At 71.3% G+C, this 14586-nt stretch carries 8 protein-coding genes and 1 tRNA gene; 3 read left to right on the forward strand and 6 right to left on the reverse strand.

Annotation, left to right across the window (positions count from 1 at the left end; translation table 11 throughout):
• Position 1 precedes the first annotated feature (1 nt).
• Both J4N02_RS09180 and rho read right to left on the reverse strand, forming a co-directional pair.
• Positions 2 to 2083 (reverse strand): glucose PTS transporter subunit IIA, encoded by a 2082-nt coding sequence (locus J4N02_RS09180; protein WP_188333898.1) that lies wholly within the window; start codon positions 2081 to 2083, stop codon positions 2 to 4.
• Between the two features lie 169 nt (positions 2084 to 2252).
• Complete coding sequence (gene rho, locus J4N02_RS09185; RefSeq protein ID WP_260519428.1) at positions 2253 to 3995, reverse strand: transcription termination factor Rho; 1743 nt, start codon at positions 3993 to 3995, stop codon at positions 2253 to 2255.
• A gap of 229 nt (positions 3996 to 4224) precedes the next feature.
• On the opposite strand from rho, the gene J4N02_RS09190 reads away from it, so the two are divergent.
• Positions 4225 to 6159: a DUF6541 family protein gene (locus tag J4N02_RS09190; RefSeq protein WP_188333897.1), complete on the forward strand. Its 1935-nt coding sequence runs from the start codon at positions 4225 to 4227 to the stop codon at positions 6157 to 6159.
• Here J4N02_RS09190 and thrH read toward each other — a convergent pair whose 3' ends face one another.
• The 3 genes from thrH to lysA are packed head-to-tail and all read right to left on the reverse strand — an operon-like array spanning position 6160 to position 9498.
• A complete protein-coding gene (thrH, locus tag J4N02_RS09195; RefSeq protein ID WP_188333896.1) occupies positions 6160 to 6768 on the reverse strand; it encodes a bifunctional phosphoserine phosphatase/homoserine phosphotransferase ThrH in 609 nt (202 codons plus the stop codon).
• A 1-nt stretch (position 6769) separates the two neighbouring features.
• On the reverse strand, positions 6770 to 8071 hold the full coding sequence (locus J4N02_RS09200; RefSeq protein ID WP_188333895.1) for a homoserine dehydrogenase: 1302 nt from the start codon (positions 8069 to 8071) through the stop codon (positions 6770 to 6772).
• 11 nt (positions 8072 to 8082) lie between these two features.
• Entirely contained in the window at positions 8083 to 9498 is a 1416-nt protein-coding gene (gene lysA, locus J4N02_RS09205; protein WP_188333894.1) for a diaminopimelate decarboxylase, read from the reverse strand.
• Positions 9499 to 9606: 108 nt separating this feature from the next.
• On the opposite strand from lysA, the gene J4N02_RS09210 reads away from it, so the two are divergent.
• Positions 9607 to 9681, forward strand: a tRNA-Arg gene (locus tag J4N02_RS09210).
• Between the two features lie 4 nt (positions 9682 to 9685).
• Here J4N02_RS09210 and J4N02_RS09215 read toward each other — a convergent pair.
• Complete coding sequence (locus J4N02_RS09215; protein ID WP_243760765.1) at positions 9686 to 10609, reverse strand: lytic transglycosylase domain-containing protein; 924 nt, start codon at positions 10607 to 10609, stop codon at positions 9686 to 9688.
• Between the two features lie 152 nt (positions 10610 to 10761).
• Here J4N02_RS09215 and J4N02_RS09220 point away from each other — a divergent pair, with 152 nt between their 5' ends.
• Positions 10762 to 14580 (forward strand): multifunctional oxoglutarate decarboxylase/oxoglutarate dehydrogenase thiamine pyrophosphate-binding subunit/dihydrolipoyllysine-residue succinyltransferase subunit, encoded by a 3819-nt coding sequence (locus tag J4N02_RS09220; protein ID WP_188333967.1) that lies wholly within the window; start codon positions 10762 to 10764, stop codon positions 14578 to 14580.
• The last annotated feature ends 6 nt before the right edge of the window (positions 14581 to 14586 follow it).

Here is a 14586-nt window from a genome sequence, read left to right on the forward strand (position 1 = left end):
GTCAGCGGGTGACCTCGATGACGGGCTCGCCGGGCGCGACGTCCGAACCGGTGATCGGGGTCACCGAGGCCATGGCCTTGGTGTTGGTGACGACCACGATCGTGGTGGTGTCGTAGCCGGCCTCGCGGATGCCGTCAAGGTTCACGTCGGCGAGCAGGTCGCCGGCCTCCACGCGCTGTCCCTTGGTCACGGCCACGTCGAAATGTTCCCCCTTCAGGCGCACGGTGTCGATCCCCACGTGCACGAGGACCTCCACGCCGTCGTCGGTCTTGATGCCGAACGCGTGCCCACTCTTGGGGACGGTGACCAGCGTGCCGGTGACCGGCGCGGTGACCCGGCCGGCGGTCGGGACGACGCCCACGCCCTCGCCGAGCGCGCGGGAGGAGAAGACCTTGTCCTCCACGTCGTCGAGGCTGACCACGCGGCCGGCCATCGGGGAGCCGACGACCGCGGTCGCGACCAGCGTCGCGGTGGCGGCGGGGGCAGCAGCCGCCGCGGTGGCGGTGGACGTCGCGGCGACCGGGGCGGCGGTGGCCAGAGCGAGGTCGGCCTCGGCCTGCTCGCGGGCGGCGAGCGCCTCGGCCTTCTGCTCGGGCGTGCGGTAGTCGGAGATGATGACCAGCACCATGGCGACGAAGAACGCGATGGCGATGGAGACCACGTAGATCCAGATCGGGTTGAAGACCGGGATCGTCAGCAGCGAGGTGAAGGCGAACGCGCCGGTGGTGACGCCGCGGACGTCGCCGGAGGTGAACAGCGTGCCGAGGATGCCGATGGTGAGGCCGCCGGCGAGGCAGCCGACCAGCATGCGCGGGTAGATCCGCTTGAAGCGCAGGTGGATGCCGTACAGGGAGGGCTCGGAGATGCCGCCGAAGAGGCCCGCGGCGAGGGCGCCGGTGGCGGTCTGGCGCATGACGGTGTCCTTGTCACGCATCGACAGGAACAGGACGCCGGCGGTCGCGCCGAAGCAGGCGAAGTTCCACGCGCCCATGGGGCCCTGGATGAAGTCGTAGCCCAGCGTCTGGATGTTGGCCAGCATGAGGGCGTTCAGCGGCCAGTGCAGGCCGAGCGGGACGAGGAAGGGGTAGATCAGCGGGATGATGATCGCGAACACCATCGGGGCCGAGGTGTTGAGCCACGCGAGGCCCGCGCCGAGGCCGGTGCCCAGCCAGATGCCCAGCGGGCCGATCAGGAATGCGGTGAGCGGGATCATGACCAGCATCGAGAGGAACGGCACGAAGACCATCTGCACGTTCTCGGGGAAGACCTTCTTCAGGAACCGGTAGACCAGCGCGAGGATCGCGACCATCATCAGCGGCACGAACACCTGGCCGCCGTACCCGTTCAGCTGCATCGGCAGGCCGAAGATCGTGGCGACGCACGACTCGGTGCCCAGGGTGGGGTTGGTGGTGCAGGTCGTACCCGGGAACTTCGCCGTGTCGGTGAGGCTCATGAACTCGGGGGTGAACAGGGCGGCCATGATGGTCGCGCCCAGCCACGGGTCGACGTCGAGCTTCTTGGCGGCGTTGTAGGCGACCATGACGGGGAGGAAGTAGAGCACCGAGCGCCACATGGCGTCCCAGAAGATCCAGGTCGCGCCGGCGGCGGTGGCGCGGTCGACGCCCTGGAAGGGGACGATGCCGAGGGCGTCGAGAACGGCGGCGATGGCGATGATCAGCGATCCGCCCAACAGCACGCCCAGCAGCGGGCGGAAGCTGTCTGAGAGGTACTCGAAGAAGGCGTCGACCCAGGCGACCTTGCCGCGGGCCTTGGCGCGGGCGGCGGCCTTGACGTCGGCGTCGCTGAGCGCACCCTTGGCGCCGCGCATGTCCGGCAGGTTCATGATCGCGTTGTAGACCGTCTGGACGCCGCCGCCGATGACGACCTGGTAGCGGTCGCCGCTCTGCGGCACGGCGCCGAGGACGCCGTCGATGGACTCGACCGCGGGCTGGCTGATGCCCGCGGCGTCCCTCAGCTCGAAGCGCAGCCGGGTCGCGCAGTGGGTGAGGCTGATGATGTTCTCGGGCCCACCGACGGCGGAGACGATCTGCTCGGCCGTGGAACCCTGTGTCGTTGACTGCATGGGACTTCCTTGTCGTTAGGCACCCCCCAGGACGCAAAAAAGACCTGAGACACGCGGGTGTCTCAGGTCTTGCCCCTGACGGGTGACAACCCTGATGAGCTTGAACTCGTGAGCCACGATAGACCGCGGCCTCGGGTTGTGCAAGCCCCGCCGGGGGCCCGGCCGGGAGCTAGTCCTGGCTGGGCGTGGTGCGGCTGATGACGTGGAGGAACTCGAGGTTCGTCTGCGTCTTCTTGAGGCGGTTGATCAGCATCTCCAGGGCGGCCTGGTCGTCGAGGCCGGACAGCACGCGGCGGAGCTTCCACATGATCGCGAGCTCCTCGCGGGTCATGAGCTGCTCCTCGCGGCGGGTGCCGGAGGCGACCGCGTCGATGGCCGGGAAGATGCGCTTGTCGGCCATCTCGCGGCGCAGGCGCAGCTCCATGTTGCCGGTGCCCTTGAACTCCTCGAAGATCACCTCGTCCATCTTCGAGCCGGTCTCGACCAGCGCGGTGGCGAGGATGGTCAGGGAGCCGCCGTTCTCGACGTTGCGCGCGGCACCGAAGAACTTCTTCGGCGGGTAGAGCGCCGCGGAGTCGACACCACCGGACAGGATGCGGCCGGACGCCGGGGCGGCCAGGTTGTAGGCCCGCGAGAGGCGGGTGATGCCGTCCAGCAGCACGACCACGTCGTGGCCCAGCTCGACCAGGCGCTTGGCCCGCTCGATGGCCAGCTCGGCGACCGTGGTGTGGTCGTCGGCCGGGCGGTCGAACGTGGACGCGATGACCTCGCCCTTGACCGAGCGCTGGAAGTCGGTGACCTCCTCAGGACGCTCGTCGACGAGGACCACCATGAGGTGCACCTCGGGGTTGTTCTGCGAGATCGCGTTCGCGATGGCCTGCATGACCATCGTCTTGCCCGCCTTGGGCGGGGACACGATCAGGCCGCGCTGGCCCTTGCCGATGGGCGCGACCAGGTCGATGATCCGCCCGGTCATGTTGGTCGGCGTCGTCTCGAGGCGGAACCGCTCCTGCGGGTACAGGGGGGTCAGCTTGTTGAACTCGGGGCGTCCCTTCGCCTGCTCGGGGTCGGTGCCGTTGATCGTCTCGACGCGGACGAGCGGGTTGTACTTCTGCCGCTCCCCCTCGCGCTGGGCGCGCATCACGCCGGTGACGATGTCGCCCTTGCGGAGGCCCCACTTCTTGACCATCGACAGTGAGACGTACGCGTCGTTGGTGCCGGGCAGGTAGCCCTGCGTACGCACGAAGGCGTAGTTGTCGAGGACGTCGAGGATGCCGGAGATCGGGGTCAGGACGTCGTCGTCGGTGACGGTCGGCTCGGCCTCCATGCGGCCGATGTCGACGCCTTGGCCGCCACGGTTGGGGCGCTGGCGGTTGGTGCGGTCACGGTTGCGGCGGCGGCGGTTGCGGCGGCCGCCCCCGGCCTCGTCGTCGTCGTAACGCTGGGGCTGGTTGTTCTGCTGCGGCGCGCGGGCCTCGGCCTGCTCCGCGCCTCGGGAGGGTGCCTCGTCGGCCGGCGCCTGTCGCGCCTGATCGGTGTCGCCGCCCGCACCACCGTCGCGGTTGCGGTTGCGGTTGCGCTGGCGGCGACCCGGCTCGGCGGCCAGGGCCTCGAGGCGCGCGGCCACGTCGTCCTGGTCGGACGCCGCGGGTGCGGAGGGCGACGCTGCGGGGGCGGATGCGGGCAGGGCCTCCTGCGGAGCCTGCTCGGGCGCGCCCTCGGGGCGGCCCGCGCGGCGGCGGGCGGTGCGCTGCGGCTGCTCCCCGGCAGCGGGCGCGCTGGGGGCACCGTTGCCCTGCTGGGCACGAATGGCTGCGACGAGCTCCGCCTTGCGCAGGCCGGCGGACTTCACGCCGAGCGAGCTGGCGACCTTCTTGAGGTCGGGCAGGAGCATCGAGTCGATGTTGGTCACGAATGTCCTTCCGAGCACCGGCGTGGCACGCCGGGCCAGGTGGGGTTTGCCACCTTGAGTGATGGGAGGGTCAGATCCTGCACCGCGTCATGGTCGGTCGCACCCGATCTGGGGGGCTGTGCGCGAATGCGCCGGTGACGATCGTAGCACGGCACCCCCGAGCGGCCGCGAACCGGACACCCCCGCGTGCGATACTGGGCCGCTCGCACTCACACGAGAGGAGGGCCCTGTGCCCTGGTCCGCGGCCGTCCCCGCCGTCCTCGTCGCCCTCGTGGCCCTGTACTGGCCGGCCCCGGCGCTGTTCGCCGCGCTCCGCCTGCCCCCGCTCGCCTCGGCCGCCCTCGCGCCCCCCGTCGCGGTCCTCGTGCTGTCGGTGAGCGCGATCCTCGCCGATGTCGCCGGCGGCCTCTGGGGCTGGCCCTGGGTGCTCGGGGTCGCCGTGCTGCTGCTCGGCGGGGTCGTGGGCGGCCGGATCCTCGTGCGTCGGGGTCGTCCCCCCGCCGAGGCCGCGCCCCCGAGCAGGTCGCCCCGGATCCTGCTCGCGTACCTCGCCGGGATCGGGGTCGCGGGGATCGCGATGGGCGGGCTCGTGCTCGACGCGCTGGTCTCCCCGGAGTCCTTCTCGCAACGCCACGACAACGTCTTCCACCTCAACGCGACGCACCTGGTCGCCTCCGGGCACGCGTCGCCCTTCGCCCTGGCACCGGTCACCACCAACTCCTTCTACCCGGCCGCCTGGCACGACTGGGCCGGGCTCGTCATGCAGCTCAGCGGCACCGACGCCCTCGTCGCCAGCCAGGCGTGCACCCTCGCGATCGTCTTCCTCGTGTGGCCCCTGTCGGTGGCCTGGCTGGTCGAGGTGGTCGTCCGGCCCGGCACCGCGGGGCGGCTCCTCGTGGGCGTCCTCGCCCTCTCCTCGGTGTCGTTCCCCCTCACGCTGGCCGGCTGGGGCACCCTGTACCCCAACCTCTTGGGCATCGCGCTGGCGCCGGTCCTGTTCACCGTCGTCTGGGACGCGCTCGGGCGCGACGACCACCCGGTCCTGGGCCTGGGCAGCGCCGTCACGATGGCGGCCCTGACCGGCGCCGCGGTCGCCCTGGCCCACCCGAACGCCGCCCTGTCCGTGGGCCTGTTCCTGTTCCCGGTCGCGATCGCCGCGGCCTGGCCCTTGGTGCGCCGGGGCGACCTCCGCGCGGTCCGGGGCTCCGTGGTGTGGACCCTGACGGTGGCGGCGGGCTTCCTCGTCGCCTTCCCCGTGGCCTGGTACGTGCTGGGGGACGCCATCGCCGCCGGGTCGGTGCGCGACCCGTTCATGGAGCGGGGCCGCGCGCTGGGCGAGGTGGTCGCCGGCACGTCCATCGGCCGCCCCCCGGTCCCCTCGCTCGCGATCGGCCTCGTGGCGGGCCTGCTCGTGCTGGTCGCCACCGCGCGCCTGCGCCCGCTGTTGGCGTCCTTCGCGCTGGTCTCGACGGCCTACGTCGCCTCGGTGGCCCTCGAGACGAGCCCGCTCCCCCTGCTGCTCACCGCGCCCTACTACACCGACCCGTACCGGATCGCGGCCGTGGCGACGGTGCTGGTCGTGCCGATCGCCGTGCTCGGCTGGGACTCCGTGGCCCGGTGGTTCGGCGAGCGCGGGCCCGGGTGGGTGGGCCTGGTGGTCGCCGTGGCGTTGGCGGGTGCCCTGCTGGCCACGACGCTCGCCTCGGACGGGATGCGCGCGCTCCACGACGAGGTGCGCAAGCGCTTCGTCGCCGACCCCACGGCCTGGCTGCTGACCCCGGATGAGCGGGCGCTGATCGAGCGGCTGCCGGACACGACCCCGGACGACGCCGTGCTGGTGGTCAACCCCAGCCAGGGCGGCAGCCTCGCCTACGCGATCGCGGACCGGCGGGTCACGCACTACTACATGAACACCCCCGTGACGCCGGCCGCGGAGTACCTGGCCCTGCACCTGCGCGACGCGGCCACGGACCCGGCCGTGTGCGCCGCGGTCGCCGAGACCGGCGCACACTACGCGCTGGCCCTGGAGCCCTTCGAGATCGAGGGCGTGTACGAGTCCGAGACCTCGCACCCGGGGCTGCACGGGCTCGACGCGGCGCCGGGGTTCGAGGTCGTCGACTCCGAGGGGGCCGCGACCCTCTACCGGGTCACGGCCTGCGACTGATCAGCCGACCCGCTCGGCCGCGCGGGTGAACTCGGCGCGCAGGGCGTCGTAGTCGCGGGCGACCGGGTACTGCGGGAACTCGGCCACCACGTTGTCGGGCGGGCTGAACAGGATGCCGGCCTCGGCCTGCCCGAGCATGCCGGTGTCGTTGTAGGAGTCGCCGGTCGCCACGACCCTGAGGTTCAGCGACTGCAGCGCGGCCACGGCCTTGGTCTTCTGGTCGGGCTGGCGCAGGTGGTAGTCGACGATGCGGTCGTCGGCGACCTCGAGGTTGTGGCAGAACAGGGTCGGGTACCCCAGCTGGGCCATCAGCGGCATGCCGAACTGGTAGAAGGTGTCCGACAGGATGACCACCTGGAAGCGCTCGCGGAGCCAGTCGAGGAACGCGGCGGCGCCGGGCAGCGGCCCCATGCCGGCGATGACCTCCTGGATCTGGGACAGCCGGATGCCGTGGCGGTCCAGCACCCGGAGGCGGTGGGTCATCAGCTCGTCGTAGTCGGCGATGTCGCGCGTGGTGAGGCGCAGGTCGTCGATGCCGGTGCGCTCGGCGACGTTGATCCAGATCTCGGGGACGAGCACGCCCTCGAGGTCGAGGCAGGCGACCAGCACGTCAGGCTCCTTCCACGCGCAGCACGCGCACGTTGCCCAGGACGTCGCCGCCCGCGGTGAGTTCGGCCACCGCGGCGCGCACGTCGCCGTCGAAGGCCCGGTGGGTGGTGATGCCGAGGCGGGCGGACGCGTCGTCGTCGCGCGTCTGCTCCTGGCGGACGGTGGCGATCGAGATGTCGCGGCGGGCCATCACCTCGGCGACCCGGGAGAGCACGCCGGGCTCGTCGCGCACGACCATGGCGATGTAGTAGGCCGACACCACGCGCGCGGGGTCGGTGATCCCGGGGCTGGTGTAGGCGGACTCGCCCGGGCCGGCCACCCCGCGCACGCGGTTCCGGGCGGCGGTGACCACGTCGCCCAGCACCGCGGACGCCGTCGGCGAGCCACCGGCACCCGGCCCCATGAACATGAGCCGGCCCGCGTTCACGGACTCGACGAAGACGGCGTTGTAGGCGCCGTGGATGCCGGCCAGCGGGTGCTCCAGCGGCACCATCGTGGGGTGGACGCCGACGGCGAGGGTGCCGTCCGGGGAGACCGAGCACTGGGCCAGCAGCTTGATCACGCAGCGCATGGACTCGGCGGCGGCCACGTCCTCGCTCGTCACCGACGAGATCCCCTCGCAGGAGACATCGGACAGGCGCACGCGGGTGTGGAACGCCAGCGAGGCCAGGATGGCCGCCTTCGCCGCGGCGTCGTGGCCCTCCACGTCGGCGGTCGGGTCGGCCTCGGCGTAGCCCAGCTGCTGGGCGTCGGCCAGGGCGGCGTCGAAGGACACCCCGTGGGTGTGCATCTGGTCGAGGATGTAGTTGGTCGTGCCGTTGACGATGCCCTTGACGGCCGTCACCGCGTCACCGACCAGCGACTCCCGCAGCGGCCGGATGATCGGGATCGCCCCGGCGACGGCGGCCTCGTAGTACACGTCGACATCGGCCAGGCGGGCCGCGTGGTAGATCTCGGGCCCGTGCTCGGCCAGCAACGCCTTGTTCGCGGTCACGACCGACTTGCCGCCCTGGACGGCGGCCAGCACCAGCTCCTGGGCGGGGTGGATGCCGCCGATCAGCTCGATGACGAGGTCGATGTCGTCGCGGTCGACGAGTCCGGCGAGGTCGGTGGTGAACAGGCTCGGGTCGATGCCCGGCCGCTCGCGCACCGTGCGGACGCCGATGCCGGCCAGTTCGAGCGGGCGGCCGACGCGCGCCTGCAGGTCGTCGGCCTGCTCCAGCAGGAGGCGGGCCACCTGGGACCCGACCACCCCACACCCGAGCAGGGCCACGCGCACAGGGGAGTCCCCCAGGTTCATCATCGGTCTCGTCCTCACAAGGTCTCGTCGAGGCCGGCGTCCAGGGCCAGCAGGTCGTCCAGGGTTTCCCGCCGGATCATCGTCGTGATCCTACCGTCCCGGACGGACACGACGGGCGGGCGGGGCGTGTGGTTGTAGTTGCTCGCCATGGAGCGGCTGTAGGCGCCGGAGGCGGGCACCGCCAGGACGTCGCCGATGCCCGTGTCGCCGGGCAGGAACACGTCACGGACGAGGATGTCGCCGCCCTCGCAGTGCAGCCCGACCACGCGGGAGAGCACGGGGGCCGCAGGGCTCACCCGGCTGGCCAGCACGGCGGAGTACTCCGCGGCGTAGAGGGCCGGGCGGATGTTGTCGCTCATGCCCCCGTCGACCGAGACGTAGCGGCGCTGCTGCCCCCCGCCGATCTCGACGTTCTTGGTGGTACCGACGGTGTACAGCGCGGTGCCCGCCGGGCCCGAGATCGAGCGCCCGGGCTCGACCGACAGCACCGGCTTGTCCAGGCCGAACGCCCGGCACTCGTGCTCGATGATGTCGTCCAGCCCGCGGGCCAGCTCCTGGGCCGTCGCCGGGGAGTCGTCGATCGTGTAGGCGATGCCGAAGCCGCCGCCCAGGTTGAGCTCCGGGAGCGTGACGCCCGTGGCCTCCTTGAACTGGCTCATGAGACGCAGCGTGCGCCGGGCCGCCACCTCGAAGCCGTTCGTGTCGAAGATCTGGCTGCCGATGTGGGAGTGGATGCCGCGCAGGTCCAGGTTGGCGCTGCCGTGGCAGCGCACGAGCGCCACCAGCGCCTGGCCACCCGAGATGGAGAAGCCGAACTTCTGGTCCTCGTGCGCGGTGGCGATGTACTCGTGCGTGTGCGCCTCGACGCCGGTGGTGACGCGGATCTGCACCGAGGCGGTCACGCCCAGCTCCGCGGTCAGCCGCTCCAGCCGGCTGATCTCGTCCGGGGAGTCCACCACGATCCGGCCCACGCCCCGGGTCAGGGCGAGCCGCAGGAGGGCGTCCGACTTGTTGTTGCCGTGCAGGCCAATGCGGGCGGGGTCGAAACCGGCACGGAGCGCGACGGTCAACTCCCCCATGCTGGCGACGTCGAGGTTGAGCCCGGCGTCGTCGATCCAGCGCGCCACCGTGCCACACAGGAAGCTCTTGGACGCGTAGTAGACCTTCCAGCCCTCGAACGCCTGCCGCCACGTCAGGGCGCGGCCGCGGAAGTCGACCTCGTCGATCACGTAGGCGGGCGTGCCGACCTGTTCGACGATCTCCTGCACCGTCAGGCCGCCGATCCGGATGGCCCCGTCGTCGGCGCGCGCGACCGTACCGCTCCACAGCCCGTCGACGAGCACATTGGCGTCGGTGGGCTTCACGAGCCAGTTCGGGGCGGCGGACACCGCGTCCGCGTGGATCGAGCCGGCGACGTGCATGTGGGTCATGGCGACCAGTTTCCCAGAGTCGCCGTGGCCGACCCCGCGCGGTCCACCGCCGCGACGTGCGGACCGCCACCGCGGCAGTGGTACAGTTTCCTGCGGCCCACGGGCCATGCCCCCTTAGCTCAGGGGATAGAGCACCGCCCTCCGGAGGCGGGAGCGCAGGTTCGAATCCTGCAGGGGGCGCCACAGATCAGCCGGACACCTTCTGCGCGTAGGTGTTGGCCACGCGGGCCACGTCCGCCAGGTACTGCTCCGAGCGGTTGTAACCGATCACCGCGCTGCGCCACCCGCCCGCCGAGTCCATGCCACCGCGGGCACAGAGGTAGCGCGCCGCCGCCAGGGACGCGTCGTCGATGTTGTGGGGGTCCTTCGCCCCGTCGCCGTTGCCGTCCGCGCCGTACAGCTTCCACGTGCCCGGGATGAACTGCATGGGCCCCACCGCGCGGTCCCACTTCGTGTCGCCGTCGTGGGCCCCGCCGTCGGTGTCCGGGATCGAGGCGTACCCGTTGCCGTCCAGCGCCGGCCCGATGATCTTGGGCGAGGCCACCCCGTCCTCGCCGAGGGTCGCGCCCCCGAACGACCCGTGCCGGGACTCGATCTGCCCGATCGCGGCCAGCGTGTTCCACCCCAGCGAGCACGAGGCGTCCTCCCGCTGGAGGGTCAGCGTCGCGGCGGCGTACGCCTCCAGCGCGCGGCGCGGGACGCCCGTCCGCTCCGCCACGTCCGCCAGCCATTGCGGGTCGACCCGGCTGGTGGGCCGGGTCACCGGCCGTGCGGACGCCGTGGGCGCGGCCGGGCTCGGGGTTGCGCTCGGTGTCTCCCCGCCCGGGCTCGGGACCGGGCTGGCGGACAACTCCGCCGTCGCCGACGGGGTGGGGGTCGGGGTCGGGCTGGTCGTGGGGGCCGGGGACAGCATCGTGGGCTGCGCGGGCGGGCCCGGCGAGGCCTCCCCCACCGACGGCGCCGGGGACGCCAGCCCCGCGGACCGGGTCGCCACCGCGCCCCCGATCACGCCGCCGACGATCGCGAGGACGACGAGGCCGCCCACGACGGGGCCCAGCACCCCGGCCTGCGACTCGACCGGGGGCGTGGGAGGACTGGTGTCGGGGTGCACGACCCCAGTCTCCCAGCAGTCCGCCCGGGATGGCACGACGCAGTCTGTCCACCACGCCGCCCGGGTATTTAGTCCGGGGCCCGTTTCCTCGCTACCATCGCACGAGGGCGATGTCGACGGGATCGCCCAGTGCGACCTGATGGAAGAAGGCGATTGTGGCGACGGCGCCCGGCAACAGCTCCAACGACGATCTCTCGAACTTCGGGGCCAACGACTGGCTCATCGAGGAGATGTTCGAGGCCTGGAAGAAGGACCCCAACTCGGTGGACACTTCCTGGCGTGAATTCTTCGACAAGCGGGCAGGCCAGGCGACGCCTCAGGCCGCCCCTGCAACCGCCCCGGCTCCGGCGCCCGCGCCGGCTCCCGCCAAGGCCCCTGCGCCCGCGCCGGCCCCGGCAGCCCCTGCCGCGGTGACCGCGGCTCCGGCGGCCCCGGCCCCCGCTCCCAAGGCGGCCGAGGCCCCGGCCCAGAAGCCGGCGGCCCCCTCCGCGCCCCCGCAGCCGCGGGCAGAGTCCGTCTCCGGGCCGAAGAACCCGGGCTCGGCGGGCGGCCTCTCGGCCAACCGCCCCTCGGCGGCGCGCAAGATCGAGGAGTCGGCCGAGCCGACCCGCACCGTGATGCGCGGCGCGCCGATGCGCACCGCGAAGAACATGGACCTCTCGATTCAGATGCCGGTGGCCACCTCGGTGCGCAACGTGCCGATGAAGCTGATCATCGAGCAGCGCGACGTCATCAACAAGCACCTGGCCCGCACCACGGGCGGCAAGGTCTCCTTCACCCACATCCTCGGCTACGCCATGGTCAAGGCCCTGTCGATGCTGCCGGACATGAACGTCGCCTACGACGAGGAGAACGGCAAGCCCGTCCTGGTCCAGAACCACCAGGTCAACATCGGCCTGGCGATCGACCTGCCCAAGCCCGACGGCACCCGCCAGCTGATCGTCCCCAACATCAAGGCCGCCGACAAGATGAACTTCCGCGAGTTCTGGCGCGCCTACGAGGAGATGGTCCGCAAGGCCCGCAAGAACGAGCTGACCGTCGACGACTTCGCCGGCACGACCGCGTCGCTGACCAACCCCGGCGGCATCGGCACCAGCCACTCCGTCCCGCGCCTCATGATGGGCCAGGGCGTCATCCTGGGCGTCGGCTCGATCGACTACCCGCCGGAGTTCCAGGCCGCCTCCGACACCCGCCTGCGCGAGCTGGGCGTCAGCAAGATCACGACCCTGACCAGCACCTACGACCACCGCGTCATCCAGGGCGCGGTCTCGGGTGAGTTCCTCAAGGTCATGCACGAGCTCATCATCGGCCAGCACGACTTCTACGACGAGATCTACCTCTCGCTGCGCGTCCCCTACCTGCCGCTGCGCTGGGCGTCCGACGACTCGGCCCACCGCTCCTACGAGCTGGCCAAGGGCACCCGCGTCATCCAGCTGATCAACGCCTTCCGCAGCTGGGGCCACCTGATGGCCGACATCGACCCGCTCGAGTACTCCCAGCGCAGCCACCCCGAGCTCGAGCTCGAGGCCCACGGCCTGTCGATCTGGGACCTCGACCGCGAGTTCCCGGTCGGCATCTTCGGCGGCAACGAGAAGGAGACGATGACGCTGAAGAAGGTGCTCGAGCAGCTGCGCGGCGCCTACTGCGGCCACGTCGGCGTCGAGTACATGCACATCGCCGACACCGAGAAGCGGCGCTGGCTCGAGTCCTACTTCGAGAGCCCGATCGTCCGCTGGGGTCGCGACGAGCACCTCCGCATCCTCGACAAGCTCAACGAGGCGGAGATCTTCGAGACCTTCCTGCAGACCAAGTTCGTCGGCCAGAAGCGCTTCTCCCTGGAGGGCGCCGAGTCGACCATCGTGCTGCTCGACGAGATCTGCGACAGGGCGGCCAACGACGGGCTCGATGAGGTCGCGATCGGCATGCCGCACCGCGGTCGCCTCAACGTCCTGGCCAGCATCGTCGGCAAGAGCTACGGCCAGATCTTCCGTGAGTTCGAGGGCTCCATCGACCCCAAGCAGGTCATGGGCACCGGCGACGTGAAGTACCACCTGGGCGCCGAGGGCGAGTTCACCTCGCTGGCCGGCAACACGGTGAAGACCTCGGTCGCCGCCAACCCGTCCCACCTCGAGGCCGTCAACCCGGTCGTCGAGGGCATCGCCCGCGCGAAGATGGACGCCGCCGGCACCCTCGACAAGGGCGCGGTCCTGCCCGTCCTGCTGCACGGTGACGCGTCCTTCTCCGGCCAGGGTGTCGTCTACGAGACCCTGCAGATGAGCCAGCTCCGCGGCTACAAGACCGGCGGCACGATCCACATCGTGGTCAACAACCAGGTCGGCTTCACCACCGCCCCGTCCGAGTCGCGCTCCTCGACGTACTGCACCGACGTCGCGAAGGCGATCAGCGCCCCGATCTTCCACGTCAACGGGGACGACCCCGAGGCCGTGGCCCGCGTCGGACGCCTCGCGTTCGAGTACCGCCAGCGCTTCGGTGGCGACGTCGTGATCGACCTCGTCGCGTACCGCCGCCGCGGCCACAACGAGGGCGACGACCCGAGCTTCACCCAGCCCAAGATGTACGACCTCATCGAGCAGAAGCGCTCGGTGCGCCGCCTGTACACCGAGGCCCTCATCGGCCGTGGCGACATCTCCAACGAGGACGCCGAGGGCGTGATGGAGCGGTTCCGCGCCCGCCTGGAGGGCGTCTTCAAGGAGGTCAAGGAGGCCGACGGCGAGGACGACTCCTACCGCAAGGTGCCGTTCTACCCGGCGAAGCTCGGTCGCGACCAGGGCACGGCCATCTCCCGCGAGACGATGCAGCTCATCGCCGACGCGCAGGTGACCTACCCCGAGGGCTTCGCGGTGCACCCCAAGGTGCTCCCGCAGATGCAGCGCCGCGCCGAGGCGATCATGAACGGCCCGATCGACTGGGCGACCGCCGAACTGTTGGCCTTCGGTTCCCTCCTGATGGAGGGCCGCACGGTCCGCCTGACCGGCCAGGACAGCCGACGCGGCACGTTCTCCCAGCGCTTCGCGGCGGTCGTGGACCGCAACACGAACGAGGAGTACATCCCGCTCAAGCACCTGACCGACGACCAGGGCCAGTTCCACGTGTTCGACTCCCTGCTGAGCGAGTACGCGGTCATGGGCTTCGAGTACGGCTACTCGGTGGCCTCACCGCAGTCGCTCGTGCTGTGGGAGGGCCAGTTCGGCGACTTCGCCAACGGCGCCCAGACGGTCGCCGACGAGTTCATCTCCTCGGGTGACGCGAAGTGGACGCAGAAGTCCGGTGTGACCCTGCTGCTGCCACACGGCTACGAGGGCCAGGGCCCCGACCACAGCTCGGCGCGCATCGAGCGCTGGCTGCAGCTGTGCTCCGAGGGCGCGCTGGCGGTCTGCCAGCCGTCGACGCCGGCGTCGCACTTCCACCTGCTGCGCACGCACACCTACGTGAACTGGCACCGCCCGCTGGTGATCATGACCCCGAAGTCGATGCTGCGCAGCAAGGCCGCGGCCTCGTCGCCCGAGGACTTCACCAACGGCAGCTGGCGTCCGGCCATCGGCGACGAGTCGATCACCGACCCGTCCGCGGTGCAGGCGGTCATCCTCTGCTCCGGCAAGATCCGGTGGGAGCTCGTCGCCCAGCGTGCCAAGCGCGGCCTCGAGGGCAAGGTGGCCATCGTGTCGCTCGAGCGGCTCTACCCGCTCCCGACCGACGACCTGGCCGCCGAGCTGGCCCGCTACCCACACGTCACGGACATCCGCTTCGTGCAGGACGAGCCGCTCAACCAGGGCTCGTGGCCGTTCATGGCCCTCCACCTCCCGGCGGCGCTCGCCGAGAAGATGGGTGGCCGCGAGGTCGAGCTGACCCCGGTGGCCCGCCCCGAGTCCTCCTCCCCGTCGGTGGGCCTGCTCAAGGTGCACCAGGCGCAGGAGAAGGTGCTCATGGACCAGGCCTTCGAAGGGATGTGAGCCCGC

The sequence above is a fragment of the Propioniciclava sp. MC1595 genome (assembly GCF_017569205.1).
GTDB lineage: Bacteria > Actinomycetota > Actinomycetes > Propionibacteriales > Propionibacteriaceae > Propioniciclava.